The 24,745-nt window shown below is 62.7% G+C and carries 26 protein-coding genes; 17 read left to right on the forward strand and 9 right to left on the reverse strand.

The genetic code is table 11. From position 1 onward, the window contains the following. The first annotated feature begins 47 nt into the window (after positions 1 to 47). Together Har1129_RS10075 and Har1129_RS10080 are read left to right on the forward strand one after the other, a co-directional pair. Positions 48 to 479: a universal stress protein gene (locus Har1129_RS10075; protein ID WP_151100526.1), complete on the forward strand. Its 432-nt coding sequence runs from the start codon at positions 48 to 50 to the stop codon at positions 477 to 479. Continuing rightward, positions 476 to 2,713: an amino acid permease gene (locus Har1129_RS10080; protein WP_151100527.1), complete on the forward strand. Its 2,238-nt coding sequence runs from the start codon at positions 476 to 478 to the stop codon at positions 2,711 to 2,713. The genes Har1129_RS10075 and Har1129_RS10080 overlap by 4 nt, the downstream gene beginning before the upstream one ends. A gap of 57 nt (positions 2,714 to 2,770) precedes the next feature. Here Har1129_RS10080 and Har1129_RS10085 read toward each other — a convergent pair whose 3' ends face one another. Further along, positions 2,771 to 3,451 carry a haloacid dehalogenase type II gene (locus tag Har1129_RS10085; RefSeq protein ID WP_151100528.1) on the reverse strand — a complete coding sequence of 227 codons (681 nt, stop codon included), beginning with the start codon at positions 3,449 to 3,451 and terminating at the stop codon, positions 2,771 to 2,773. A gap of 103 nt (positions 3,452 to 3,554) precedes the next feature. After that, positions 3,555 to 3,887 (reverse strand): multidrug efflux SMR transporter, encoded by a 333-nt coding sequence (locus tag Har1129_RS10090; protein WP_151100529.1) that lies wholly within the window; start codon positions 3,885 to 3,887, stop codon positions 3,555 to 3,557. 250 nt (positions 3,888 to 4,137) lie between these two features. On the opposite strand from Har1129_RS10090, the gene Har1129_RS10095 reads away from it, so the two are divergent. Beyond that, positions 4,138 to 5,136 (forward strand): TIGR04024 family LLM class F420-dependent oxidoreductase, encoded by a 999-nt coding sequence (locus Har1129_RS10095; RefSeq protein WP_151100530.1) that lies wholly within the window; start codon positions 4,138 to 4,140, stop codon positions 5,134 to 5,136. 15 nt (positions 5,137 to 5,151) lie between these two features. Here the strand turns inward: Har1129_RS10095 and Har1129_RS10100 are convergent, their stop codons facing one another. After that, complete coding sequence (locus Har1129_RS10100) at positions 5,152 to 5,844, reverse strand: 6-hydroxymethylpterin diphosphokinase MptE-like protein (protein WP_151100531.1); 693 nt, start codon at positions 5,842 to 5,844, stop codon at positions 5,152 to 5,154. A gap of 329 nt (positions 5,845 to 6,173) precedes the next feature. On the opposite strand from Har1129_RS10100, the gene Har1129_RS10105 reads away from it, so the two are divergent. Beyond that, entirely contained in the window at positions 6,174 to 7,634 is a 1,461-nt protein-coding gene (locus tag Har1129_RS10105; protein ID WP_151100532.1) for a trehalose-6-phosphate synthase, read from the forward strand. Positions 7,635 to 7,646: 12 nt separating this feature from the next. On the opposite strand, the gene Har1129_RS10110 is transcribed toward Har1129_RS10105, so the two are convergent. Beyond that, complete coding sequence (locus tag Har1129_RS10110; RefSeq protein ID WP_151100533.1) at positions 7,647 to 8,492, reverse strand: hypothetical protein; 846 nt, start codon at positions 8,490 to 8,492, stop codon at positions 7,647 to 7,649. Positions 8,493 to 8,671: 179 nt separating this feature from the next. Between Har1129_RS10110 and Har1129_RS10115 the strand changes: the two genes are divergently transcribed. Next, positions 8,672 to 9,790, forward strand: a complete 1,119-nt coding sequence (locus Har1129_RS10115; protein WP_191906151.1) for a polymer-forming cytoskeletal protein — start codon at positions 8,672 to 8,674, stop codon at positions 9,788 to 9,790. Positions 9,791 to 9,833: 43 nt separating this feature from the next. On the opposite strand, the gene Har1129_RS10120 is transcribed toward Har1129_RS10115, so the two are convergent. Both Har1129_RS10120 and Har1129_RS10125 read right to left on the reverse strand, forming a co-directional pair. Then, positions 9,834 to 10,913, reverse strand: coding sequence for a dipeptide epimerase (locus tag Har1129_RS10120; RefSeq protein ID WP_151100534.1), 1,080 nt, complete (start codon positions 10,911 to 10,913; stop codon positions 9,834 to 9,836). Beyond that, the gene (locus Har1129_RS10125; protein WP_151100535.1) at positions 10,910 to 11,953 is read right to left on the reverse strand and encodes a DUF1611 domain-containing protein; all 1,044 of its coding nucleotides are present in this window, start codon (positions 11,951 to 11,953) and stop codon (positions 10,910 to 10,912) included. Before Har1129_RS10125 ends, Har1129_RS10120 begins: the two co-directional genes overlap by 4 nt. Positions 11,954 to 12,091: 138 nt before the next feature. Between Har1129_RS10125 and Har1129_RS10130 the strand changes: the two genes are divergently transcribed. Further along, entirely contained in the window at positions 12,092 to 12,838 is a 747-nt protein-coding gene (locus Har1129_RS10130) for a helix-turn-helix domain-containing protein (protein WP_151100536.1), read from the forward strand. A gap of 106 nt (positions 12,839 to 12,944) precedes the next feature. On the opposite strand, the gene Har1129_RS10135 is transcribed toward Har1129_RS10130, so the two are convergent. Further along, on the reverse strand, positions 12,945 to 13,697 hold the full coding sequence (locus Har1129_RS10135; RefSeq protein WP_151100537.1) for an IclR family transcriptional regulator: 753 nt from the start codon (positions 13,695 to 13,697) through the stop codon (positions 12,945 to 12,947). Positions 13,698 to 14,027: 330 nt separating this feature from the next. Here Har1129_RS10135 and Har1129_RS10140 point away from each other — a divergent pair, with 330 nt between their 5' ends. The 9 genes from Har1129_RS10140 (at position 14,028) to Har1129_RS20575 (ending at position 22,365) form a co-directional block, all read left to right on the forward strand. Further along, positions 14,028 to 15,581 carry a Na+/H+ antiporter NhaC family protein gene (locus Har1129_RS10140; RefSeq protein ID WP_151100538.1) on the forward strand — a complete coding sequence of 518 codons (1,554 nt, stop codon included), beginning with the start codon at positions 14,028 to 14,030 and terminating at the stop codon, positions 15,579 to 15,581. Next, the gene (locus Har1129_RS10145; protein WP_151100539.1) at positions 15,578 to 15,850 is read left to right on the forward strand and encodes a hypothetical protein; all 273 of its coding nucleotides are present in this window, start codon (positions 15,578 to 15,580) and stop codon (positions 15,848 to 15,850) included. The genes Har1129_RS10140 and Har1129_RS10145 overlap by 4 nt, the downstream gene beginning before the upstream one ends. 78 nt (positions 15,851 to 15,928) lie before the next feature. Further along, on the forward strand, positions 15,929 to 16,942 hold the full coding sequence (locus Har1129_RS10150) for an ornithine cyclodeaminase family protein (protein ID WP_151100540.1): 1,014 nt from the start codon (positions 15,929 to 15,931) through the stop codon (positions 16,940 to 16,942). A 117-nt stretch (positions 16,943 to 17,059) separates the two neighbouring features. After that, positions 17,060 to 18,019 (forward strand): nucleoside hydrolase, encoded by a 960-nt coding sequence (locus tag Har1129_RS10155; RefSeq protein ID WP_151100541.1) that lies wholly within the window; start codon positions 17,060 to 17,062, stop codon positions 18,017 to 18,019. A gap of 125 nt (positions 18,020 to 18,144) precedes the next feature. Then, entirely contained in the window at positions 18,145 to 19,227 is a 1,083-nt protein-coding gene (locus tag Har1129_RS10160; RefSeq protein ID WP_151100542.1) for a Xaa-Pro peptidase family protein, read from the forward strand. Between the two features lie 97 nt (positions 19,228 to 19,324). Further along, on the forward strand, positions 19,325 to 21,022 hold the full coding sequence (locus tag Har1129_RS10165) for an alpha-glucosidase (RefSeq protein ID WP_151100543.1): 1,698 nt from the start codon (positions 19,325 to 19,327) through the stop codon (positions 21,020 to 21,022). Between the two features lie 79 nt (positions 21,023 to 21,101). Next, positions 21,102 to 21,872 (forward strand): creatininase family protein, encoded by a 771-nt coding sequence (locus Har1129_RS10170; protein WP_151100544.1) that lies wholly within the window; start codon positions 21,102 to 21,104, stop codon positions 21,870 to 21,872. Positions 21,873 to 21,946: 74 nt separating this feature from the next. Then, complete coding sequence (locus Har1129_RS20570) at positions 21,947 to 22,111, forward strand: hypothetical protein (RefSeq protein WP_191906152.1); 165 nt, start codon at positions 21,947 to 21,949, stop codon at positions 22,109 to 22,111. Positions 22,112 to 22,200: 89 nt separating this feature from the next. Further along, entirely contained in the window at positions 22,201 to 22,365 is a 165-nt protein-coding gene (locus tag Har1129_RS20575) for a hypothetical protein (protein ID WP_004962921.1), read from the forward strand. A gap of 91 nt (positions 22,366 to 22,456) precedes the next feature. On the opposite strand, the gene Har1129_RS10175 is transcribed toward Har1129_RS20575, so the two are convergent. Both Har1129_RS10175 and Har1129_RS10180 read right to left on the reverse strand, forming a co-directional pair. Beyond that, positions 22,457 to 22,657, reverse strand: coding sequence for a hypothetical protein (locus Har1129_RS10175; RefSeq protein WP_151100545.1), 201 nt, complete (start codon positions 22,655 to 22,657; stop codon positions 22,457 to 22,459). Between the two features lie 153 nt (positions 22,658 to 22,810). Continuing rightward, on the reverse strand, positions 22,811 to 23,098 hold the full coding sequence (locus Har1129_RS10180) for a DUF5789 family protein (protein WP_151100546.1): 288 nt from the start codon (positions 23,096 to 23,098) through the stop codon (positions 22,811 to 22,813). Between the two features lie 133 nt (positions 23,099 to 23,231). Between Har1129_RS10180 and Har1129_RS10185 the strand changes: the two genes are divergently transcribed. Next, positions 23,232 to 24,314 carry a hypothetical protein gene (locus tag Har1129_RS10185; RefSeq protein ID WP_151100547.1) on the forward strand — a complete coding sequence of 361 codons (1,083 nt, stop codon included), beginning with the start codon at positions 23,232 to 23,234 and terminating at the stop codon, positions 24,312 to 24,314. A 101-nt stretch (positions 24,315 to 24,415) separates the two neighbouring features. After that, positions 24,416 to 24,742, forward strand: a complete 327-nt coding sequence (locus tag Har1129_RS10190) for a transcription factor S (RefSeq protein ID WP_005535365.1) — start codon at positions 24,416 to 24,418, stop codon at positions 24,740 to 24,742. Positions 24,743 to 24,745 lie beyond the last annotated feature (3 nt).

Below are 24,745 nucleotides of genomic sequence, written 5' to 3' on the forward strand. Positions count from 1 at the left end.
AAAAAGTGGATACACACGCTTAACAGCGAGTGGATACATCCATCATTATGAGCAGTGAGTCCGCGGATGGAGATCTCCTCGCCCACGTAGTTCTTCCTGTTGCCACTGCAGACGATGCGTTGGCAACAGCAAAGGCGCTTGAACCGTACGAGCCGAGTAGCGTGACTACCCTGCACGTTGTCGAGAAGGGCGGTGGCGTCCCGGACAAGACGCCGGTCGAACAATCCGAAGACTTAGCTGAGGAGTCGTACGCCGCCGTCCGGTCCGTGTTCCCTGATGCAGATGACCACACGGCCTACGGTCGAGATGTCGCGGCGGAGATATTCGAGGCGGCTGACGAGGTGGACGCCAGCGCCATTGCCTATCGATCCCGTGGCGGAAACCGCCTTATGCAGTTTCTCTCCGGTGATATCTCGATGACGCTGGTAACGGAGGCTGACCGTCCCGTCATCGCCCTCCCCAGCGAGGCTGAGACATGAGCGAGGAAGACCTCGCCAAGGACCTCGGGCCACTGGCGGCCCTGACCATCGGTGTCGGTACGATGATCGGTGCCGGCATTTTCGTCTTGCCGGGTGAGGCTATCCTCAAGTCCGGATCGCTCGCGTCGGTAGCGTTCGTGTTGGGCGGCATCATCGCCATGTTCACAGCACTGTCGGCCAGCGAACTCGGCACTGCGATGCCACGCTCAGGCGGGGCCTACTACTACGTCAATCACGCACTTGGGCCGATGTTCGGGTCGATTGCCGGGTGGGCCAACTGGCTCGGGCTGGCCTTCGCCAGCGCCTTCTACATGGTCGGATTCGGCCGGTACATTGCCCGGATCTTCGGACTCTCCGGCAGCGTCGGCGTCGGGCCGGTATCGATTGCGGTCGTGAAGCTGATCGCACTCGTCGGCGGCGCCTTCTTCGTTCTCATCAACTACGTCGGCGCGAAGGAGACCGGACGGTTACAGAATGTCATCGTCGTCTTGCTGATCGGTATCCTCACTGTGTTCACACTCCTCGGAACACTCCGGGCCGAGCCGTCGAACCTCCCGGCTGCGACGGACGTGGTCACCACCTTAGAGACGACGGGCCTCATCTTCGTCTCCTATCTCGGCTTCGTCCAGATTACGAGCGTCGCCGAGGAGATCAAAAACCCCGGCAAGAACCTCCCGCGGGCGGTCATCGGCAGCGTCGTCATCGTGACTGTCATCTATGCACTTGTCTTAGTGATCATGAGCGCGGCCGTCCCACAGGGCTTTATCGCGGACATCATCAGCTCTGACGCCGAGAACCCTATCGCTGTCGTCGAGGTCGGGAACTACATTCAGGGGGCCGCGATGGGCGGGGCGCTCCTGTTTGGCGGCTTGCTCGCGACCGCCTCCAGTGCGAACGCCTCGATCCTCGCGTCCTCGCGTATCAACTTCGCCATGGGACGTGACCGGATCGTTACGCCGGCCCTCAACGAGATCCACCCCCGGTTTGGGACGCCGTACAGGGCGATTGGCATCACCGGCGGCCTGATTCTCCTGTTTATTGTCATCGGGGATCTAACGCTGCTTTCGGGGGCTGCCTCGGGGCTGCACCTCATCATCTACGGGCTACTCAACGTCGCACTCATCGTCATGCGGTACGTGAACCCTGAGGAGTACGCGCCCGACTTCGTCGTCCCACTGTATCCCTTGCTCCCGATTCTCGGCGTCGTGCTCTCTTTCGCGTTGCTGGTGTTCGTCGCCGGAGACGCACTGTTGCTTTCGTTCGGTATCGCCACCGCAGCGATACTGTGGTACGTGTTCTACGCTAGATCGCGCACAGAAAAACAGGGTATTCTCTCGAAACACATCATTTCACGGTCCGACGAGATGCCCGACGCGGCCGTCAGCGCGGCTGCCGGCGTCCAGCCGGATGGCGGTCAGTATCGCGTGATGGTGCCACTGGCCAATCCCGCACACGAACAGGAACTCATCACACTCGCCAGCGCCATCGCCAAGCAGCGCGGCGGGAGTGTAATTGCCACCCACATCGTCACGGTACCCGACCAGACGGCGCTCGCGGCTGCCGCCGACCGGTCCGACGACATAGACAAGAGCTCACAGCAACTGCTTGACAACGCTCGAGAGGACGCTGAAACGTTCGGCGTCGACGTTGAGACACACACGATCCTGTCGCACAAATCATACGAGGCAATCTTCGATGCCGCCCGCACACACACCGCCGACCTCGTCGTGATGGGGTGGGGCCCGGACGCACACGGCTCACCGGGGCGTGCAGAATCGGCCATCGACGAACTCACCGAGGCAGTCCCCTGTGACTTCCTCGTTCTCCGTGATCGCGGATTCGACCCCTCGCACATCCTGCTCCCAACGGCTGGCGGGCCGGACTCTGAGCTGTCGGCTGCCACTGCAAAGTTGCTGCAGTCCGAATACGACTCCAAAGTGACGCTGCTCAACGTTAATGACGACCGTGAGGCAGGCAAGCAGTTCCTCGAAGAGTGGGCGGTCGAACAGGAGTTAGAGGATGCCGAACTGCTCGTCAAATCCGGTGATGTCGAGACAGCGATTGTGAATGCCGCTGATGACGCCACCCTCTTGCTCCTTGGCGCGACTGAAGAGGGGTTACTTCGCCGGCTCGTCTCCAAGTCGCTCGTACTGGATGTTGTCGACGACGTGGAGTGTTCGGTCCTGCTGGCAGAGAAACACCGCGACCGCGGCCTGCTTGAGCGACTGTTCTGAGACCGGATTTCACATCTTCGCCACGACGCTTGCCACGTCGTTTCTCTTGACGAACGTTCAGAGTAGGTCGTCGTGGAGGTCGTGGAACGACCCGATAGTCAGGTCGGGCTCGCCGGCGAAGGCGTCCCACGGCCCGTCGTCGCGGTTGACCCAGACGCCCTGCATCCCGGCGTGCATCGCGCCGTACACGTCGAAATATCCTGCCGAGACATGGGCGATCTCCTCGATATCAGTCGCCGTTCGCTCTGCCGCATGCTGATACAGTTCGGCCGCTGGCTTGAACGTCTGGATCTCGTCGGCGCTGACAGTGTCTTCGAGGAGACCGCCGATGCCGGCGAAGTCGACCATCGATTCGAGCATCTCGGGGTTGCCGTTCGAGACGACATAGAGGTCGTAGCCGGCGTCATAGAGCTTGTTCATCCCGTCGCGAACGTCGTCGAACACGTCGAGTTCGTGGTAGACTGCGAGAATCTCGTCGCGCTCTTCCGTCGTGATATCGATACGATGGGCGTCTAGCGCGTACTGGAGCGCGTCGCGGTTCATCTCGTAGAACGGCTTGTAGGCGTCGATCTGGTTGGCGAGGAAGGTGTACGCCAGCGAGCGGGAGCGCCAGAGTCGGGATACCGGCCGGGGGTCGTCTACTCGGTCGGCGAGCGCTTTCTGGGCCGCCTCGACATCAACGATTGTGCTGTACGAGTCAAAAGTAATCGTCGTCACGCGGTCCGGGTCGAACGGCATAAGCACCCGTAGAACCGGCGGCCTCATATAGCCGGTCGCTGGTCGAGCTCGCAACCGTCCGGGACGGGCCCACTCACAGCGTCGCGTGTGACGTGACTGGTGCTCAGTGCGTGGACATCTCTGACAGAACGTTGACACAGTACACGCCGATGATGATGAGCAGGATACCGATAGTACCGGGAATATCGATAGGCTCGTCGAACACGACAATCCCGATTGCGGCCACGCCGACGATTCCCAGTGCGGCCCAAGTACCGTAGACGACGCCGATAGGCAGGTCTTCGAGCGTTAGCGACACCAGATAGAATGCCAGACCGTAGCCGACGACGACACCGAGGCTGGGGAGGGGGCGTGAGAACCCCTCAGAGAGTTTGAGCGACGTTGTACCGACCAGTTCGGAGACGATAGCGGCTCCGAGGAGGGCGTACGGATTCACGGGTACATTCGCGGAGAATTGTGGACAGATAATATACATTTCGGATATCGTAAGACTCCAGCATAGCCCTACCCGGGACACTGTCAGCTGTTACCAGCCTGTGAATAAACCGCGGACAACGGGCGACACTGCCCCTCTCATGTGGCTTTATCTCCCGTGCGGCCGCACTGCGACCCATGTCACAGACACAACTGTTCCAGTCTCTAACAGGCATCTGCCCGGTGGCTGCTCGACGCGTGGAGGACGACAGATGACAGCGCGAGACGTGTATCTCCCGGTTGCGGCACAGCCGTCGGTTGACACGCTGGTCGGGATGAGCCAGCTGGCCGAGGACAGTGGCTACGACCGGGTCTGGCTCCCGGAGACGTGGGGTCGGGACGCGGTGACGACACTGACCAGCATCGCTGAGCACACGTCTACGGTCGGCCTTGGCTCCTCGATTCTGAACGTGTATTCACGGTCACCAGCCCTGCTCGGCCAGACCGCAGCGACGCTGCAAGAGGTCTCGGACGGCCGCTTCCGCGCTGGCGTCGGGCCGTCTGGACCTATCGTCATCGAGGGGTGGCACGGCCGTGAGTTCGAGAGCCCGCTCAAGTACACGCGGGAGACTGTCGACATCATGAAACTGGTACTCTCCGGGGAGACAGTCGAGTACGACGGGGACATCTTTTCGCTGTCCGGGTTCCGACTGCGCTGTGAGCCGCCCGAACCCGCGCCGCCCGTGGACGCCGGCGGCCTCGGCCCGAAATCAGTCGAACTCGCCGGGCGCTTCGCCGACGGCTGGCACGCGCTAATGCTGACCGCCGATGGCTTGCGGGACCGGCTGGAAGACTTCGAGCACGGGGCGAATCTCGGCGACCGCGACCGGGCTGACCAGCGGGTGACGCTGTCGCTGACGTGCTGTGCGATGGACGACCGGACGCAGGCCCGCGAACTGGCCCGCCAGCATGTCGCGTTCTACATCGGCGGGATGGGGACGTTCTACCGCGACGCGCTGGCCCGACAGGGGTACGAGGACACCGCCTACGAAATCGCCGAGCAGTGGGGGTCGGGCGACAAAGCGGCTGCCGTCGACGCGATCAGCGACGAGCTACTTGACAGCATTGCCGTTGCCGGCACGCCGGAAGAATGTCGCGACCGCATCGCAAAGTTCGAAGACATCGATGGCGTGGACGCAATCAACATCTCGTTCCCCCGAGCTGCTGAACGGGACACTATCGACACGACCATCGACGTGTTAGCGCCCTGAATCGAGGAGTCGTTTTCAGTTGGTAGCTACTGGCTCGATGGCATCGCGTCTGCCGTCAAGCACGCCGAAGCGCTCGCCGCGGCGCTGTTCCAGCCAGTGGAGCAGGCGTTCGGCCCAGCGGAGTTTCTGTCGCTTTTCGTCGGTCACAGACGGGTCGTCGAAGTCCCAGCCGGGGAACAAAAGCGTTGCAGCGCCGAAGTGATCCGCGAGGAACGCGGCGCGGTCGCCGTCGGTGAAGCCGCCGTAGTTGCGGACCGGCGGGGCGGGCGTCGCCTGCGTCGTCGGCACGAGGAACTCGCTGTCGTAGGTCGGAACGTGTGTCTCCAGTGCAGAGATGTTGTCGCCGTGGGCGTGGGCAACGACTGGTGTCCCGTCGGCAGTCAGTTCCCGCCCGGTGTCGGCGTTCTTGTCCAGATCCGTGACCATACAGTCGATGGCGATGCCTTCCGTTTGAAGACGGTCGGCGGCCGTGGACGCCGCGAGCACCACGTCGGCATCGGCTGCACGGTCGGCCTCGGCTTCGAGCGACGGGCCGGCCCCGGCGACGGCAACCGTTGCGCCGTCGAGTCCGAGCCGCGCCGGGTCGTACGTCCTGTCGTCGCTGAGCAGTTCGACGAACCGGTCGCAGGCCCGTTCGTCGCCATCGCGGGGATAGCCGAAGTCGTCGATGATGTCCTCGTACACCGGTTCCCAGGTGTGAAATTCCATCTGTTATCAGACACTACGCAGTGGGCGTGCTTCTGTCTTGTTCACTTCCCCAGTCAGACACCAGCCCGACTTCACTGCCCCACAGCGTAGCTGTCGCTACCGGATTTGTGTCCAGATAAACCGAGTTGAGCCGAAATGGCACGTCCGTGTACCCCTACCCGGGTGCCCTTTCGGCTTTCACACCTTTCTTTCGAGGCCTCCGGTATAAGTTTTCTCTTACCGTCAGACATAGATGCTGGGCGTCACAGGGCGAGAGAACTTGTTACGCTAAACACACGAAACAGCAGTCCACGACAGTCTCAAGACTGCGCAGCACATACCGGAAGCAAATGGCTCCGGAACTGTCAGTAAACGCCCGAGACGGTGTAGTTCCGGACTCACTGGTGGTTGTCTCGAACCGCGAGCCATATAGCCACGAGCGGGACGACGACGGCGAGATACAGGTCCAGTCCGCAGCGGGTGGGCTGACGAGCGCGCTCGATCCAGTGATGCAGGCCCGGGGCGGCACTTGGGTCGCTTGGGGGAGCGGCGACGCAGATATGGCTGTCGCCGAGGAGGGCATCGTCGAAGTGCCGCCGTCGGACCCGACATACGACCTGAAACGTGTCCCACTGTCCGAAGCGGCAGTGCAGGGCTACTACTACGGCTACGCAAATCAGGTACTCTGGCCGCTCTGCCACGAGGACACCGGTCGAATGTGGGCCGAACCCGCCTACTGGGAGCAGTACCGCGCCGTCAACGAGCAGTTCGCCGCGGCCGTCGATACGGTCGCCGACGCGGGCCAGTCGGTCTGGTTTCAGGACTACCATCTGGCGCTCGCGCCTAGACTGGTCCGAGAGCGACGGCCGAACGCGACGCTGTTGCAGTTCTGGCACATCCCTTGGCCCGCGCCGTCGGTGTTCAGGCACTGCCCCCATAGCGACGCGCTGCTTGATGGACTGCTGGGCTGTGACGTCATCGGCTTCCATACGGCGTCGTACGCCGAGCAGTTCCTGCGGTGCGTCGACAGCGCGTTCCCAGCGGCGTCCGTCGATACGGACAGCGGCATCGTGACCTACAACGGCAGCGAGACGCGAGCCGTCGCGAACCCCCTCGGTATCGACGTTGGCGCAGTTCGGGACCGGGCACAGAATGCGGACGTGAGCAGTATCCGAGAGACCGTGCTTGGCGGCAGTCGGTCGGAGACGTCAATCCGCCTCGCGCTCGGCGTCGAACGGCTCGACTACTCGAAGGGCATTCCCGAGCGAATCGAGGCGCTGGCACACCTCTGGGACCGGCGGCCGGACCTGCGAGGCGAATTCACGTACGTCCAGAAGGCGAGCCGAACGCGGGAGGGTATCGCCGCCTACCGGCGGTATCGGACAGACGTGATGGCGGCCATCGAACGCGTCAACGACCGCTTCGGGACCGATAACTGGCAGCCCATCGTGTACACTGAGGCCAAACTCGACAACGAGACGCTCGCCGGCCTGTACCGGGCCGCCGAGGTCGCGGTGGTGACGCCACACCGCGACGGCATGAACCTCGTCGCCCACGAGTATCCGGTAGCTTGCATCGACGGCTCCGGAGCGCTCGTGTTGAGCGAACTGGCCGGCGCAGCGACACACCTTGACGGCGCGCTGACGGTCAACCCACACGATATCGAGGCGATTGCGGACGCCATCGAGCAGGCGTTGGAACTGGACGAAGCAGAAACAAGTGACCGACTGGAACGGCTCCAGCACAGCGTCGCGGAGCTTGACAGTTCACAGTGGGTCGCCAGACAGTTCAGCGCCGGGCAGCTGCTGTAGTTTTTGCCGGGGCTACGCGTTCGACAGCCAACCCGGCTCAGTGACAGCGGTGTCGTCGACCTGTGAAACGGAGAGCGACAGCGTCACCGTCACCGGCCGGCCATCCCGCACAGTCGTCACGCGGTACTGGAACGACCGGACGACGCCGTCCTCGTCGACGAGGACAGTTGCACTGGCCGAGTCCGTCGTCCCGTTGGCCGAGACGTTCGTCGAGACAGCATCATCGGCCGCGAATCCGGTCACGGCGCTCCCGGTGGCTTCGAACCGCGACACGCTGTCACCGTCGACGGTCTCGGTCCCGGTGTAGGTCCAGTTGATGTCCGACCCCAATGATTGGAGCAGCGAGCGGTCGATGACGCTGCTCTCGTTGACCGGCTGGACCGGGCCGTCATAGGGCGGCGATGCGGAGCGGTAGTCCGTCATCGTGTTGTCACGGCGGGTGAGGACTCGCCGCTCGGCGGTGGTCCCGTCTGCGGTGTAGGTCGTCGTCGCCAATGTGTCGCCACTGGCTTGGACCAGCTCGCCCATCGACAACGCCCGACCGGTCTCTCGGTCAATGGCGACGGTCCGGTTGATGAACACTGATCGGTTCTCGCCGTCGCGGACCGTCGAGAGCTGGAACGACACCGAGGTAGTGAACGACGAGTTCGACAGCGTCTCGAAGTGTCCGCGTTCGATTGCCGTCGCGTCGAACCCGGACGACCCCGGTGCCGGACCGTTGGCGTCAGTCGATGTCGCCGTTGCTTCGGCCCCTGTGCCGCCTGTGCCTGATTCAGTGCCCAACAGCCCGCTACAGCCAGCGGATGCTGTCAGTAGCACCACGAGTGCAAGCGAGAGGTGACGGCGTTCGAGTAACATACCGGAGCCACTGTATCAGTGAACTAGTTCGTTATGGCCGTTCAGCTGTCACGTTCTCGCCATGTCGAGTGGCCACACGGACTCTCGCTGACTGCACTGCCACCGGCGCGAAACGAGGGTGGTGGCGTTCCCGTCCGACCAGCGTCAGACGCCCGTCATGCACGTCATGAGGGTTTAATATGAACGAAACCGCTACAGTAACCGTGCCTCTTGGCTCCGACCCGCTGTCCGAACTCGACATTCCTGACGGGACTACTGTCGAGGAACACGATCTGGTGACCGACGGTGATGTCATCGTCGGCGGCCAGTCGACCGTGGAGTTCGGCGTGCGCGGGCGGACGGTCATTGCCGACGAGCGGGTCCGCTTTGGCGGCCACATCGAAGCCGAAGGTGACTGTCGGCTGGATATGTGGTGTGACGTCGCGGACAACGTGCTGGTCGGCGAGGACGCCTACATCGGCGAACGGGTACACATCGGCGGCGAACTCCGCGTCGCGGGCGATCTGGATATCGGCGACGACGTCGACATCGAGAATGGGTTCGAAGCCAACGGCTGGATCGTCATCCGCAATCCGATGCCGACCATCGTCTTCCTGTTTGTGTACCTCTCACAGTTACTCCGGATCGGCGAGGAAGACGCGGCTGAGGAAGTAATCGACGAAATGCTAGACGACGGCGGCGACGAGCACGACCCGGTGCTGATTCCACGCGGGGCGAGTGTCTCGGACGACGCTTGGCGCGTCTCGACGCCGGCGACGGTCGGCGACGACTGCCGACTCCACGGCAACATCCGCGCGAAGGCCCTCGAAGTCGGCCGTGACACGGTCGTCTTCGGGAGCCTCCGCGCAAAGGAGGATATCGTGGTCGGCCGAGGCACGGAGATCAAAGGGGACGTGACGACCCGCAGCGGCACCGTCCGCGTCGGCCCGGGCGCGAAGATCTGGGGCGACATCTCGGGGACGACCGTCGAACTCCACGAGAACGCGACGGTCGACGGAACGATTCGGACCAGCGAGGAGATGCGGATGCACACCGAGGCGGTGCTGGATCGGCCGGACGAATCCGCTGCAGCGATGGCGGAGATGGCCGAATCGCTGGAAGCTGACACTACGGAGCCAGCCAACGAACGAAGCGATTCTGACGATACCGAACCGGTAGCTGACGCAACGGCCGGCGACGAACCCACCACTGCAGACAGTGCGGCAACCGACGGCGAGGATGCAGACGGAGCGACGACTGGCAGCGATACGTCAGGGGATAGTCCCGACATCGAAGAGACGCCGGAGTCCGCAGAGTAACCGCTCGGACACTATTTTGCGTGGCGGAGCGTGCCACACAGCTTCAGCCGTCAGTCATATCTCTCACAGCCGCCGGCGGTGAGACGCCGTGTCCCGGCCCGTCGATATTGATACGGGGACCGAAGGACATCGACGGCGGAGTTTCATCGAGCAACAGGTGGCCGTCGAGATCGACGTAGTCGAAGGCACCGAGCCCGGCGGCAAGGTGGGCGCTCGTCGCGATTCCGGTTGCGCCTTCGAGCATACAGCCGAGCATGCAGTCGAGCGAGGCGGCCTCGGCGATGGTCGCAATCGCCGCTGCCCCGAGGAGCCCTGATTTCCCGAGTTTGATGTTAATGACGTCGGCAGCCCCGTCGCGAACCACAGTGGTCGCGTCTGCCGGCGTGAATACGGCCTCGTCCGCGGCAACGGGGACCGAGAGCCTGTCGCGTGCCCTCGCAAGACCGCGGATATCGTCTTTCGGCGTCGGCTGTTCGACCATAGCAAGGTCAACCCCGGCTGCGGTCACCTCGTCGACAAACGTCGCTGCGGCCTTCGGCGTCCAGCCCTGATTCGCGTCCACCGTAATCGTCGCCTCGGGTGCTGCGTCCGCAACTGCGACCGTCCGGGCCACATCGGTATCGATTGTCCCGCCGGTTTTGACCTTGATATGGTCGAAGCCGGCAGCCACAGCGCGCGTGGCTCGTTCGGCTGCCGCGCCGGACGGGACTATCGGGACGGTGATATCAGTCGAGACCGCGGTCGGTTTACCGCCGAACAGTTCCGAGAGCGGGATACCCCGGTCGCGACAGTACGCGTCCAGCAATGCCGTCTCGACGGCGAACAGTGCCGAAACCGCTCCGGGAGCTGCTGCCCGCAGGTCACTGATGAGTTCGCGGTAGTCGGCGAGGGGAGCTCCCTCAAGCATCGACGTTACCGACCGCGCGGTTTCCACGGCACCTGCCTGTGTTTCACCGGTCACCGGCGGCAACGGGGACCCCTCTCCGTGGCCGACGACGCCTGAATCCGTCTCCACTGCAACGACCAGATTCCGCGCTTTCTCCCGAGTCCCGAGCGAGATCTCGAACGGTTCGCGGAGTTCGTGGTCGAGCGCCTTGACGGAGACACGGTCGATACGGGTCATAGCGCCTCCAGAACGGCCGTGAGGAGTGTCTCCGTGCCGTCGTCATCGTAGATGTTCGCCGCCGGGATGCCCGTTCGGGCGGTTTCTTCCTCCGGGTCGCCCCACGTGGAGAGCGCGGCGACTGTCGTCTCTGTGAGGTCCGTAATCGCGCGACGTTCGGCCTCGACACCGGCTACGGTGAGGTCGTCGAAATGCGAGCGGGCCTCTCGGGAGGGGTCGTCGGCTAACACGACTGCATCGGGGGCCGCTCCGTGCAGGAGGCCGAGTGTCACCCCGCCGTAGGCGGTGTGCGTGAGCGCGGCCTGCCCTTCGACGAACACAATATCGTGGTCCGCTGCGACATCAAGCACCATGTCCTCGACAACGCCCGAAACGAAGTCGGCCGGCACCCGGTCGATGACGACACCGCGGTCCGCGCCGACGAGGATGCCAGTCTGTCCCGTCGCGACCCAGCCAGCGTCGAGTCCGGCATCGGTCGCCGCCCGGTACAGTTCGAAGGTCGTCGTCCGCTTCCCGACCGCACAGTCGGTCCCCATCGTCAGGACGACATCCGCATCGGCCTCGCTCCCGCGACCGTCACCGAGTGTCAGATCAGCGACGGCCGGCGGTTTCCGGACATCGACGAGGTCGACGCCGTGTTGCTGGGCGCGTTCGGTCCACGCCGGCCGCTCGCTCAAGAAGACGTGCAGGCCCGAGACGACATCACAGCCGCGTTCCATCGCGCGCTGGATAGCCTCGACCCAAGCCTCCGGGAGGTCGCCACCTGCAGGTGCGACGCCGATGAGAAGGACGGCCGCGTCCGGAGCTTGATTCAGCGCTTCAGTGACGGTTTCGACGACCGGTACGTCGTCGGCAGCCGGCCAATCGAGCGCTGTTCCGGCATGGGGACTCTGACACGTCGAGTCCACGACGGCCTGCACGTCGAACAGCTCTCCGTGCATAACGATACCGTTGGCTGTCTTACCCTCCGGTTGTCCGAACTCTCCCTCCGCGAGCACAACGGCGGGCGTGCCTTCGTCGTATTTTCGCCGCAAGTCCATACTGGAGTACATCGCCGACGTGACTGACAAACCAGAGCCTTACATGTGTGGCACCCGGTAAGCCTACTGGAGAACGACCACTCGTGATGAAAGCAAACGAAGACGGGCGAGACCACATCTCAGAACCCAGCGGGAACAATGGGCGCTGACGGTTCCGATGTGACCGCTGACCCGGCCAGTGGCGGGCTCCAACTGACACTCGAACTGGAACACCCCGACTGCTGGATGCGGGAAGTGACGGCGGCCACATCGGCCAGACTGCTGGTCAACGCTGCGTATCTGGTCGAGGAGCGGGTCAAGGCCCATGTTGTCGCCTACGCGGAGTCGGCAGCCGCCGTCGAGGCGCTCGTTGCGGCGACCCGGGCGTCCGACTACACCCACACAGTTACCGAGATGGATACCCGTCGTAGCTTCGGCGGGATATCGGCCCCGGTAAACAAAGCGACAAGCACGCTCCTCGTCGAGTACGGCCCCGAAGAGAGTATCCACGACGCGCTGGTCTCACACGGGTTCATGAATCAGGAACCGATCCGAATCCGCGACGGGACCGAGTACTGGACGGTCGCTATCGACGAGTCGCGGGCGGCGATACAGGAGAAACTCGACGCCGTGTGTACACAGAAGGACGCGACGATCACCGTCACCCAGATTACGTCAGCGACCACCGGGAGCCGGGAGCGCGACGGACTGGCCGTCCGGCAGCTTTCGGACAAGCAGCGGGAAGTATTCGAACTGGCCCGCAAACGTGGCTATTACGACTATCCGAGAGAGGTAAGCGGGAGCGAGTTGGCCGACGAACTCGGTATCGCGAAGACGACGTTCCACGAACACCTCCGGAAAGTCGAGGCCACGCTGCTCGGCCCGAGGGACGCTGAGCGGTACTGACGACAGCATCCCATCCCGGTCCGTGCTTCGGTTATCGCGTCCGTACTGTCAGAGCCGGCTTCCCAGCCCCTGTTCCGCGCTTGTGATCCAGAGCGTGACTGAGCGCCTACTGTACCCCGAGTTCCGATTCCAGTTCCTCGACGACGTCCTGCAGCATCGCGGCGAGTTCTTCGTTCGGTGGCAGCCGGTACAGTGGGCCGGAGATGTCCAGTGCGCCGAGGACCCCGCCGTGTGGAGCGGTGACCGGCACGCCGACCGAGCGAAGCCCTTCGACCGCTTCCTGATCGTTCACCGAGTAGCCGCGCTCGTTCGTGCGTGCGATGTCCTCCATGAGAGTCTCGCGGTCGGTGATTGTGTACTCCGTCTCGGCCGGCAATCCCCACCGGTCGAGAATCTCGTTGACTCGGGTCTCCGGCAACGCGGCGAGTATCGCTTTGCCGACTGCCGAGTTGTGCAGGTAGTAGTACCGACCCACCTGAAATCCTTTCGAGGGGACGTTAGCGACGACATTGAACAGCGTTATCGCACGTCCGTACTCTTCGACGGCGAACGTGACTTCTTCGCCACAGTTATCGGCGAGTTCGTGTGTTTTGCGACGGGCGACCTCGTACCACTCGTTTCGGGTTCTCGCACCCTCGCCGAGATGGAACAGCTTCATTCCGAGTCGGTACTGCTCGCCTCGTTTGACCAGATACTCCTGATCCAAGAGTGTTTTGAGGTGAACGTGAATCGTACTCGTCGATAGGTCCAACCGGTCCGCAAGCTCACTCATTCGCGCCTCCCCCATCTCGTTTACCGCGTCAATGATCGCGAGGGAGGTTTCGGTCGTCTGGAGACGGCGACCGCTAGAGCTACCCATACCGCTGTTCACTGGATGCCACTATAAAAAGGTCCGGTCATAGTGGAATAAAATGGGTGAATTTTATATAGTATCTTGATAACTATTGGTGTGTTAATTACTATGGGAAATATTCCAGATATTTATTTTTGAAATAATTAAATAATGCCCTAATCGGGGCTATATACCGGGTTAGTACGCGTTCCGAAATCCGACAGGTGTGGACCTTTATATAGCTACAGCGGCCGGGGCGAGACAAGGCTTCACCAGAGACGGCTCGTGCGATTTGTTACCGGAGAGGCAGTCATTATCATGATCTTTTGCGTGTGTATCTGACGAGGCATAGAATGCATGTCAGACACGGCTAGTGGCGATGGGACAGAGATCGAGGAGATCTCTGGTCCGGACGTCGAAGCAATCGAGTTCTACGGTGGACGGTGGATGAGTGTCATCCCCATAGGGTTGTTTATCCTGTGGGCGATTGTCCAGAGTGGCCTGTTCGGTATCGGGGACACGACTGGACTCGTCGCGGGAATGCTCGTGGCGCTCATCGTCGGGATGTTCTTCGCCAAAGGCGACTGGAAGAACTACGCGAACACCATCTTCGACGGGATGACAAAGCGAGTCGCCGCGACGGCAGTCGTCGCGTGGCTCTGGGCCGGGATGTTCTCGAATACACTTCAGGCAGGTGGCTTCGTCGGCGGGCTCGTCTGGGCCGCGAACGCGGCCGATGTCGGGGGCGCACTGTTCCCGGCGGCCACCTTCATCCTCGCAGCGCTGTTCACGACCGGTATCGGTACCGGCTACGGCGCGGCAGTCGCCTTCTCGGCACTTTTCTTCCCGGCCGGCATCCTGCTCGGGGCGAACCCGGTGTTGTTGTTCGGAGCAATTCTCTCGGGTGCTGTCTTCGGGGATAACCTCGCACCGGTCAGTGATACGACGATCGTGAGCGCAGTGACGCAGGACGCCGATATCGGCGGCGTCGTCGCGTCGCGGTTCAAGTACGCCATTATTGCGGCGGTACTGGCGCTCGCGGCGTACGTCTTCGCCGGCAACGCGATGGCCGGACTGGACATCTCCCAGCAGGCACAGGACCTGTTCGTCCAGAACAGCGAGCCAGCGGGACTGTTGCATCTCATCTCCATGCTCGTCGTCATCGTGACGGCAGTCATGGGCCGCCACATCGTCGAAGCCATTTCGTGGGGACTCATCGTTGCGGTTGTCTTCAACGTCGTCTTCGATCTCGCACCGCTGAGTGAGGTGTTGCTGTTCAAAGTTCCCGAAACGTCGGCGGCCGCAAGCTGGGCCGGCTCGCTCCCCATTGCAGAAGTGGTCGCGCCGCAAAACGCCGGCGTCACCGGGTCGATCTACAACGGTGCAGCCGGGTTCTTCCCGCTGATCGTGCTCGTGTTGCTCATCGTCGCCGGGTCAGAGATCATGATCCGTGGCGGTGGCTTCGAAGCGATACAGGAGTGGCTCTTGGAACACGTCGCAACGGGCGTCCGGAGGGCCGAAACGACGATGGTGGTCGGTACCGCCCTCGTCAATTCGATGATCACGATCAACACGGCGGCGGAGATCGCGATTGCGCCGTACATCGCCCGCATCGGCCAGCGGTACAACATCAACAGCTACCGCCGGGCGAATATCCTCGACGCGAACACCTCGGCTCTCGGGTACATCTTCCCGTGGGGCGGCGGCGTGCTCATCGGCTTTGCGACGCTACAGGGCCTTCCGAGCCAGTACGAGTGGTTCACTGATGCAATGGTCGTCAACCCCGTGCAGGTATGGCCGTACGTCTTCCACGGCTGGTTCCTGTTCGGCGTGTTCCTGCTCTGTGCACTGACCGGCTTCGGGCTCGAATACACCACTGACCGCAAATCCAAGGATGTGAGCCGTGTATGAGCATGTTCAGTAAGTTCCTGACGGGGATGACCTTCAGGACAACCACGCCGACGTTCGAGGCAGGCGAGGAGATCGAGGTGTACGTCACGGAACTCGACGAGGAATCCGGAGAGTTGCTCGCACTGGTCGGCGAGACTCGCCTCTACTTCGAGAACGGTGAGGCAGACATGGTCGGCTGTCGCGTTCTCGCGAAGGTCGAGTCGTTCGACGATGCCGAGCACCGCGGCCGCGTCACCCATCTCGAGACGCTGTCACAGGGGTCGTTCTAGGATTGCCAACGAGAGCCGAGACGGACGCTGAGCCAGTATAGCGCGATCAACTAAATCGAGATACCGAATTCGAAGCATATGAGCAACTCACTATATTCGACAGCACGACAGCACAACCAGACGACTATCGTCCCCAGTACGGACATCGAGGCGGCCGTCGAGATGGCGGACCTCGTTCCGGCCATCGAGGCCGCGTTCGCCGCATACGAAAACGACACAGCGCAGATGCCGCCGAAGTCATACATCGACCTGCCACAGCACAACGGCGACTTCCGGTCGATGCCGGCCTACCTCGAAACGGACGACTGGGAGGCGTCGGGCATCAAGTGGGTAAACGTTCACCCGGACAACCCCGACGAGTTCGACCTGCCGACGGTGATGGGAACGCTCGTGTACACGGACCCCGAGAGCGGTTTCCCGCTTGCCGTGATGGACGCCACGACGCTGACGATGAAACGAACCGGTGCGGCCGCGGCCGTGGCGACGGACCACCTCGCCGTCGAGGACGCGTCCTCGCTCGGCATCATCGGGGCCGGCGTCCAGTCCTATACGCAACTGGAGGCCATCTCGCAGGTCCGACCAATAGAGACCGTCGTCGTCAGCGACCTCGACGACGACCGTGTTCAGCGCTTCATCGACACCTTCGGCGACGAGTTCGACGTACGAGCCGGGACGATTTCCGAGGCGGCCCAGTGTGACGTCCTGTCGACGGTCACGCCGGTCGAGGACCCCATCGTCACGCTCGACGATCTCGGGGAGCACACGCACGTCAACGCCATGGGTGCCGACGCCGAAGGAAAGCAGGAACTCCACACCGAGGTCATCCGCGAGGCGACCCTCGTCATCGACGACTTCGAGCAGACGACTCACTCCGGCGAGATAAACGTCCCTTGGAGCACGGGCGAGATCGACGAGTCGGATATCGACGCCGAACTCGGCGAAATCGTCGTCGGGAACGCGCCGGGTCGCGAGGACCTGTCCGGGATTACCGTCTTCGACTCGACCGGGCTCGCGATTCAGGACATCGCCGCCGCACGCATCGTGTACGAATCGCTCGGTGACGACAGCGGCCACCGCCTCGAAATGGTGTAACGCCGAGTCGCTGACAACGTCGCCCGGCCTTCACCTGTCGGTGTTGCGTGGCGAATCTGTAGATATGGCACAGTTTGTAGCCCGGCATCATTTGTATGTGCCCTCCGACGAGGGGGTATGCGACGCGTCATCATCGATACGGACACCGCGGGCGACGACACACAGGCGATTTTGCTTTCCTGTCTCAGCGACCGAGTTACCGTCGAAGCCATCACGGTTGTAGCCGGCAACGTCCCCTTCGACCGGGAAGTCGAGAACGCGAAATACACGCTCAAACTCGCCGATTCGCTCGACGTACCCGTCTACGAAGGGGCGAGACAGCCCCTCCTCAAGGAGTTCGAACACGCGACGTACATTCACGGCGAGGACGGCCTCGGCGGGGACGTGTTCCCCGACACCGGCATCGAGTCGGCAGCAGGCTTTGGCCCCGACGAGATTGTCGACCGCTGTCGGGCGGCCCCGGGCGAGATCACGCTGCTCTGCATCGGACCGCTGACCAATCTGGCGCTGGCGTACGCCCGCGAGCCAGACCTGCCAGACCTCGTCGATGAAGTGTGGGTGATGGGCGGGAACGTCAACTGTGAGGGGAACGTCACCCCCGCCGCGGAGTTCAATCTGTGGGTCGACCCCGATGCTGCCAAGCGCGTGTTCGACGCCTTCGAGGTGACGCTCGTCGACTGGGGCGTGTGCCTTCAGGACACAGTGTTCGGACCGTCGGAGTTCGAGGCGGTATCGGCGTTCGACACTGAGCTGGCGTCGTTTTTCGAGTCGGTGACCGAACAGGCCCGGGCGTTCAACAGCGAGAGTCCCGACGACCGCGGATGGACAGCACTCCCGGACAGCGTCACCGCCGCATTGCTTGCGTATCCGGAACTCCGCGAGGACGTGTCGACGTATCACGTCGCGGTCGATGACCGCGAAGGACTCACCCGCGGGTATACCAGCGTCGATGTCAACGGCGTGACCGACGGGGACGCGAACACACACGTCGTGGAGTCCGTCGACAGCGACGCCTTCCAGTCGGTCATGTACTCGCTGCTCCAGTCTCGGGAACCGGATACCGGCATCGCGGAGTGAGTCGGAGCCGAACGCGATAGTAGTGACCGGTGTGTGGCGTAGTTGCCGCTGTGCGGGATGTGGCGGCAGTCCTGTTGCCGCGTGGTGTCCTTGGTTTTTACTAGGGGTCGAAGGCATATCTGGGTATGACGCTCACAGACCGTCTCGACCAGTACCTCCGGACAGCGGGACTCGAAGCCGTCTGGTTCGCCCGACCGAACTCTTTCGCGTGGCTCACTGGGGGTGGCGACAACGTCGTTGACCGGGAGGTCGGCGTCGGCGTCGCCGCCGCGGGCTACGACGGCGACGAGATACGGGTCGTCACCGACAACATCGAAGCGCCGCGGCTCCGCGACGAGGAACTCGACAGCGACGTGCCCGTCGAGACGTTCGACTGGCACGCACAGTCGCTGGCTGACGCCGTCGCCGAAGCGAGTCCAACCCCAGCGGCCGCCGATTTCGATATCGCCGGCTTCGAATCAGTCGACGCCACACAGCTCCGGCAGCCGCTGACCGAGACCCAAATCGAGCAGTGTCGTGACCTCGCGCGGGACACGGCTGACGCAGTCGAAGCCGTCGCACGGAACGTCGAGCCGTCCCACACAGAACTCGACGTGACTGCGGTGCTTCGACAGAAACTCGAAGGCCGGGGGATCGCCACACCAGTCGTGCTCGTTGGCAGCGCCGAGCGGGCACAGTCTTACCGGCACTACACCCCAACAGACACCGAACTCGGCGACTATGCGCTCATCTCGGTGACCGTCCAGCGGAACGGCCTCCACGTCAGCGCCACCCGTGCAGTCGCGTTCGACCCGCCGGAGTGGCTCATGGAGCGAACTCACAAGGCTGCCCGCGTCGAGACCACTGCGCTGGCTGCGACACAGGTAGTCGGGCGGGATGGCGGCACAGCGGGCGAGGTGTTCGACGCGATCCAGAACGCCTACGCCGAGGTCGGCTGGGAAGGCGAGTGGGAGAACCATCATCAGGGCGGTGCGACGGGCTTCGCCGGCCGTGAATGGATCGCCACGCCCGGACACGCGGCCGGGGTCGCGTTACCGCATGGGTACGCTTGGAACCCGACTATCGCCGGCACGAAGAGCGAGGACACGTATCGCGTCTCGGCCGACGACATCGAACTGCTGTCTGAGACCGGCAACTGGCCGACTGAGACGGTTTCGGCAGTCGGTTACGATCTCGAACTGCCACGACACACGGTGCTGGAACTGTAGCGGTACTGGGCTACCTTTACTCGGCGCTGGTGAGAGATTTACAACGGGTGTTGTATGAACCCGTGGATTTAAGCAACGCGTCAGGCTACCCCTCTGTATGACCGCAGAGCGCGCCTGGTGGAAAGAGGCAGTCGTCTACCAGATCTATCCCCGGAGCTTCAACGACAGCGACGGCGATGGCGTCGGTGACATACAGGGCATCATCGAGCGGCTGGATTACGTCGCTGATCTCGGCGTCGATGTCATCTGGCTCAACCCGGTGTATGACTCCCCCCAGAAGGACAACGGCTACGACATCAGCGATTATCAGGCCATCTACGACGAGTTCGGAACGATGGCCGACTGGGAAGCGCTGCTGGAGGAGGTCCACGCCCGGGATATGCGACTCGTTATGGACCTCGTGGTCAATCACACGTCGGACCAACACGAGTGGTTCCGGAAATCCCGCCAGCGCGACCCGGAGTACGAGGACTACTACATCTGGCGCGAGGGCGGAACAGACGAGAACGGCGAGCCAACGCCTCCGAACAACTGGGAGTCGTTCTTCGGTGGCTCCGCTTGGGAGTACGACGAGGAGCGCGACGAGTACTTCCTTCACCTGTACGACACCACCCAGCCGGATTTGAACTGGCGCAACGAATCCGTCCGTCAGGACATCTTCGACACTATCGAGTGGTGGCTGGAGAAGGGCATCGACGGCTTCCGGATGGACGTGATTAATCTCCTGTCGAAAGTCGAGGGGCTGCCCGACGGCGACCCGGACAGCGAGTGGGTCGGGTCCGAACAGTTCATTAACGGACCGGAGATGCTGTCGTATCTCGACGCGATGGACGAGGCGGTGCTGTCGAACTACGACGTGATGACCGTCGGGGAGATGCCACAGCTCACCGTCGAGTCGGCCCGCGAGTACGCCGGCGCGGACGGCCCGCTTGATATGGCGTTTCACTTCCAGCACACGAAACTCGATTATGCCGACGGCGAGCGATGGTCGGTTGGCGACTGGAGTCTGCCGGAACTGAAGCGTATCATCGACCGCTGGCAGGACGGGCTGGCGGCCGACGGCTGGAACACGCTGTACTGGGAGAACCACGACCAGCCCCGAAGCGTCTCCCGATACGGCGACCCAGAGAACTCCCGTCGTGAATCCGCGAAACTGCTCGGGACGCTCATCCTCACGCTCCGTGGCACCCCCTACATCTACCAAGGGCAGGAACTCGGGATGACAAACGCCGACTGGGACACGATGGGCGACCTCCGCGACGTGGACGCCATCAACCACGCACGGGAGCTCCTCGACCGGGACGACGTCGAGAGTTACGACGACGTGAAAGACATCGTCGGCTACCGGACCCGCGATAACGCTCGAACGCCGATGCAGTGGGACGACTCGCAACACGCCGGCTTCACCGACGGTGACCCATGGATTCAGGTCAATTCGAACTACAGGGATATCAATGCCGCCGAGCAGCGAGCCGATGCGGGTTCCGTCTATAACTACTACCGTCGACTCATTCAGTTGCGCTCCGACAGGGACGTGCTGGTGTATGGGGACTACACCGACCTGCTCCCCGACCACGAGACCGTTTTCGCCTACACGCGGTCGCTGTCGACGGATTCGGGCCCAGAGCGAATCCTCGTCGTTTTGCACTTCGATGACGTGACGGAGACGTTCGACCTTCCAGTCGAGTATGCCGATATGACGCTGTTAGAGAGCAATTACGACCGCGACAATCCGGACCCGGAAACGGTGACGCTCGCGCCATACGAGGCTCGCGTGTACGAACTGTTCGACTGAGCCCGTCTTCCCGCCCTGAATCCCATCGCGAGGGCAGGCCGAGGCACAGATTCAAGGCGCACCCGTCACCAGCACGTGTATGTACCTTGCCGACGAGACTTGGCCGGACCTCGGCGACTATTTCGAGACGGAGTCGCTGGCGCTCGTCCCGCTCGGGTCGACCGAGCAACACGGACCGCATCTCCCCGAGGGAACGGACCACCTCATCGCCGAGGCCTTTGCACGAGAGGTCGCTGACCGAACGGGCTATCTCTGCACCCCGACGATCAACGTCGGCGTGAGCCCCCATCACAGACAGTTCCACGGCACGATGTGGGTCGACGCGCCGGTGTTTCGCGACTACGTCGAGTCGTTCACCCGGAATCTGGCCTACCACGGCATCGACCGGGTCATCTACGTGAACGCCCACGGCGGGAACGTCGAGCACCTCCGGGAGGTCGGCCGTCGGCTCCGGGACGACGAAGTCCTGTACGCCATCGAGTGGATGTGGGACGAGAGCATCCCTGACCTCGTGGACGACTTGTTCGAACAGAACGGGCCACACGGCGGCCCGAAGGAGACGGCCATGATCCAACATCTGCGCTCCGAGCTCGTTCACGACGACCGCCTCGAAGACGCACGGGACGGCGGAATCCCGAGCGTCGAGGCGGCGAATACGGAGAAGTTCGGCTCGCGGACCTTCTATGACGCCGCCGACAACACCGCCAATGGCGTTCTGGGCGACCAGACCGACGCCACGGGCGAGAAGGGCGCGGAGATGTTCGAAGCCGCAACCGAACAGCTCGTCAGGCTCTGTGAGTGGCTGGACTCGCAAGCGTTCGACGACCTGCTGCCGGAACCACACGTCTGAGCCGGGCACCTCGGGAACCAGTCCCGGAGCTCGCTTGCAGAGGGATTTTTTGGGCAGGACGATGAAGCGACGATATGGCCCTCCTCCTGTTCCCCGGGATGCCCGGAACCACTGAATTAGTCATTGTCCTCATCATGATGGGGCTGTTCCTCGTCGTTCCCCTCGCACTCATCGTGGCCGCGTACCTGTTCGGCAAGCGCCGCGGCAAAGCCGAGATGAGCGACTCAGGCGATTCGTAACCAATCGCCAGACGGCGGCCAATCGGCCCGTAATGGGTCTGTCGCGGCGAATCGACTCGTTTATCGGTCCCACTCTATGAGGGAGATGTGTGTCCCCACCGAGTCCCCATCCCGAGTCGCTTCGTAGCCGAGCGTTCGAAATAACGGTCGATGACGGACGAGAGACCTTCAACGCGCTCAGTATCGAGCACGCCGACTGTGAGACGGAATGGATTATCTCCGACACGGTGTGTGCGCTCGAAAACATGCGGTAGCAAACTGTTGTGCTGTGACACTGCGACAGCGGGTCGTACTGCGTCGATACGGTGACGCTGCTGTGTCTGTACAGGCGTTTTTTCCCGTGTGTCACTCCGCTGAGAACCGCCGCCAGACTGGCATGAACACGCCGTAGAACGAGCCAAAGAACAGGACAACGGCCACGATAGCTAATTCGCGCCCCGCCACGCCGAATACATCGTACAGGGTCCGGAGAACGATGATGACCCCGAGTCCCCAGATAGCGAACCCGGTTCCCTCTTTCCAAGACATCCCCCTCCTACGGAACATACGCTGTCTCCACAACAAACGGTATCAAACCCTGCGGTTCAAATACGATGGCGGAATGCCGCGTAGACAGCAGTGCCACACAGGCCATGTCGTCAAACGGACCGCTGCTGGCCCAGATGATGTGTCCAGCCAGACAAAAGTCCGCTACGCAGCTTACTCGGTCGGAACGGGACCGGTCCCGATGACCTCTCGAACCGCGTCTTCGAACTCGTGACGGTCGGCGAAGTACGGCACGTCGACGTCCGCCAGAACCGACGCGAGTTCCTGTGGGCCGTCGGGCGTCCGAACAGTCGTGTCGCTCTCTCGCTCGACGATAGTGCTGTGTTCGATGCCCCAAGTGAGCCGCGCCGAGACGCGGGCCAGCGGCGCACCGGCAACGTCGGGTCCATCACCGAGTTCGACAGCCGGCTCCTCCGCGTCCTCGCTTTCGTCGTCGCTCATACCCGAACTGTGCTCGTGGGTCCGATTAGTGCTTTCGGAACGGCTCGCGTGTCTATCAGACCAGATACGCGCGTGCCCGCGTCATGCATATGTCTGACGGGTAGTTTTATCTGATGTAGCAGTAGTATACTGCATGACTAGTCTCACCGACGTGTACGAAGGGGAGGTTGGGCGCGTCGCGTCGCGTCGCCAGCAACTCGTCGGGACAGCACTGTTTCTCGTGGGTACTGTCGGACTCATCGGGGCAATCGCGCTCGCAACGACCGGCGTCGGCAACAGGTACGGGCTGGACGCCTACGCAGCTAGGCGAATCGCCGGCATCGTCGCTGGGCTCGGATTGCCGTCGGTCATCCTCGGCGTGTTCGCAGTGTTGCCGGCCAGTCGTCGAATCCGGCTGACTGCCCTCGGCGGTACGGGCGTCGCAGCGGTGGGTGTCTGGCTGTTCCAGTCGCTGTACCCCTACAGTTGGACCAGTAGCGACCCGCTGCTGGCACTGCTTACTGGGGTCGTCTACTTCGCTGGTATCGTGACGGCGTTTTGGTGCTTGTTCGCGTCGCTCGCGACATTCAAGACGCGGAACGAACCCGGCGGGACGGCACGCATGGAAGTGACCGAAGAAGGGACGATTCGCCTCGTCGAGGAAGCCCGGACGCTCCCGGGGCTGGGCGGCATCGGGTTTTTCGGACGGGACCCGGACGGCACAGTCGAGACACAGACGAATCGCCCGGGCACCGGTGACGAGGGCGCTGTCAGCGACGGCGGAAACGGACAGCGCTCGGGCGATACGCACAGGGCCAACAGCCGCCATCGGCGACAGACAGCCGACACGCAGTCTGACCGCAGCACGCGGTCCCAGCGGCAATCTGACAGCGGCACAGCGACCGAGCGACAGTCGGACCGCCAGACGAACGCCAGTCAGCAAAACACCGCATCGCGTGGACCGGACCGGACCGGCCCCTCCGAGAACGCGCTCGACCCGAAAATAGCTGCGGCCGGCCCGGAAGCATCGCCGTCGACCGACGGCGGGACGGCGACGACGGGCCACGATGCGATTACGGAGACGGCGGTCCATCAGGGCGAACCGGACACCTACTGCGGGAACTGCCGGCATTTCGAGTACGTGATGCAGGACGGCGACATCGAGCCGTACTGTTCGTTCCACGGCGAGGTCATGGACGATATGGAAGCCTGCTCCGCGTGGGTTCGCAACGACTGAGACGGTCCGAGCCCTGTCCCGGCGCTCGGTCCGCACGACACAGAACGGGCCGGGCGAAACCGGGCGTTTAACACGGTCGGCAAGCAAACGGTGGTACTACAATGGAGTTTTGCGACGAATGCGGTTCGATGATGAAAACGGACGACGAGCGCTGGGTCTGTGGCAGTTGCGGCTACGAGAAGGCTCGAAACGCCGAGACCGAACAGGAGATGGCCGTCACTACGCAGGGCCAAGAGGAGTCGGAAGTCGTCGACACCTCCGAAGTCGATGCCGAAGACATGGGACCGACGACGGGTGCTCGCTGTCCCGAGTGTGGCAACGAGCGGGCCTTCTACGAGATGAAGCAGATCCGCGCGGCCGACGAGTCCGAGACGCGCTTTTTCACCTGCACCGAGTGCGAACACAAGTGGCGAGAGGACGACCACTGAGGC

The sequence above is a fragment of the Haloarcula sp. CBA1129 genome (assembly GCF_008729015.1).
GTDB lineage: Archaea > Halobacteriota > Halobacteria > Halobacteriales > Haloarculaceae > Haloarcula.

What these genes read in the sequence shown, in the direction of transcription:
- Har1129_RS10075 (WP_151100526.1), top strand. Translation starts at nt 48, where the DNA reads ATGAGCAGTGAGTCCGCGGATGGAGATCTCCTCGCCCACGTAGTTCTT.
- Har1129_RS10080 (WP_151100527.1), top strand. Translation starts at nt 476, where the DNA reads ATGAGCGAGGAAGACCTCGCCAAGGACCTCGGGCCACTGGCGGCCCTG.
- Har1129_RS10085 (WP_151100528.1), bottom strand. Translation starts at nt 3,451, where the DNA reads ATGCCGTTCGACCCGGACCGCGTGACGACGATTACTTTTGACTCGTAC.
- Har1129_RS10095 (WP_151100530.1), top strand. Translation starts at nt 4,138, where the DNA reads ATGACAGCGCGAGACGTGTATCTCCCGGTTGCGGCACAGCCGTCGGTT.
- Har1129_RS10100 (WP_151100531.1), bottom strand. Translation starts at nt 5,844, where the DNA reads ATGGAATTTCACACCTGGGAACCGGTGTACGAGGACATCATCGACGAC.
- Har1129_RS10105 (WP_151100532.1), top strand. Translation starts at nt 6,174, where the DNA reads ATGGCTCCGGAACTGTCAGTAAACGCCCGAGACGGTGTAGTTCCGGAC.
- Har1129_RS10110 (WP_151100533.1), bottom strand. Translation starts at nt 8,492, where the DNA reads ATGTTACTCGAACGCCGTCACCTCTCGCTTGCACTCGTGGTGCTACTG.
- Har1129_RS10115 (WP_191906151.1), top strand. Translation starts at nt 8,672, where the DNA reads ATGAACGAAACCGCTACAGTAACCGTGCCTCTTGGCTCCGACCCGCTG.
- Har1129_RS10120 (WP_151100534.1), bottom strand. Translation starts at nt 10,913, where the DNA reads ATGACCCGTATCGACCGTGTCTCCGTCAAGGCGCTCGACCACGAACTC.
- Har1129_RS10125 (WP_151100535.1), bottom strand. Translation starts at nt 11,953, where the DNA reads ATGGACTTGCGGCGAAAATACGACGAAGGCACGCCCGCCGTTGTGCTC.
- Har1129_RS10130 (WP_151100536.1), top strand. Translation starts at nt 12,092, where the DNA reads ATGGGCGCTGACGGTTCCGATGTGACCGCTGACCCGGCCAGTGGCGGG.
- Har1129_RS10135 (WP_151100537.1), bottom strand. Translation starts at nt 13,697, where the DNA reads ATGGGTAGCTCTAGCGGTCGCCGTCTCCAGACGACCGAAACCTCCCTC.
- Har1129_RS10140 (WP_151100538.1), top strand. Translation starts at nt 14,028, where the DNA reads ATGTCAGACACGGCTAGTGGCGATGGGACAGAGATCGAGGAGATCTCT.
- Har1129_RS10145 (WP_151100539.1), top strand. Translation starts at nt 15,578, where the DNA reads ATGAGCATGTTCAGTAAGTTCCTGACGGGGATGACCTTCAGGACAACC.
- Har1129_RS10150 (WP_151100540.1), top strand. Translation starts at nt 15,929, where the DNA reads ATGAGCAACTCACTATATTCGACAGCACGACAGCACAACCAGACGACT.
- Har1129_RS10155 (WP_151100541.1), top strand. Translation starts at nt 17,060, where the DNA reads ATGCGACGCGTCATCATCGATACGGACACCGCGGGCGACGACACACAG.
- Har1129_RS10160 (WP_151100542.1), top strand. Translation starts at nt 18,145, where the DNA reads ATGACGCTCACAGACCGTCTCGACCAGTACCTCCGGACAGCGGGACTC.
- Har1129_RS10165 (WP_151100543.1), top strand. Translation starts at nt 19,325, where the DNA reads ATGACCGCAGAGCGCGCCTGGTGGAAAGAGGCAGTCGTCTACCAGATC.
- Har1129_RS10170 (WP_151100544.1), top strand. Translation starts at nt 21,102, where the DNA reads ATGTACCTTGCCGACGAGACTTGGCCGGACCTCGGCGACTATTTCGAG.
- Har1129_RS20570 (WP_191906152.1), top strand. Translation starts at nt 21,947, where the DNA reads ATGGCCCTCCTCCTGTTCCCCGGGATGCCCGGAACCACTGAATTAGTC.
- Har1129_RS10175 (WP_151100545.1), bottom strand. Translation starts at nt 22,657, where the DNA reads ATGTTCCGTAGGAGGGGGATGTCTTGGAAAGAGGGAACCGGGTTCGCT.
- Har1129_RS10180 (WP_151100546.1), bottom strand. Translation starts at nt 23,098, where the DNA reads ATGAGCGACGACGAAAGCGAGGACGCGGAGGAGCCGGCTGTCGAACTC.
- Har1129_RS10185 (WP_151100547.1), top strand. Translation starts at nt 23,232, where the DNA reads ATGACTAGTCTCACCGACGTGTACGAAGGGGAGGTTGGGCGCGTCGCG.
- Har1129_RS10190 (WP_005535365.1), top strand. Translation starts at nt 24,416, where the DNA reads ATGGAGTTTTGCGACGAATGCGGTTCGATGATGAAAACGGACGACGAG.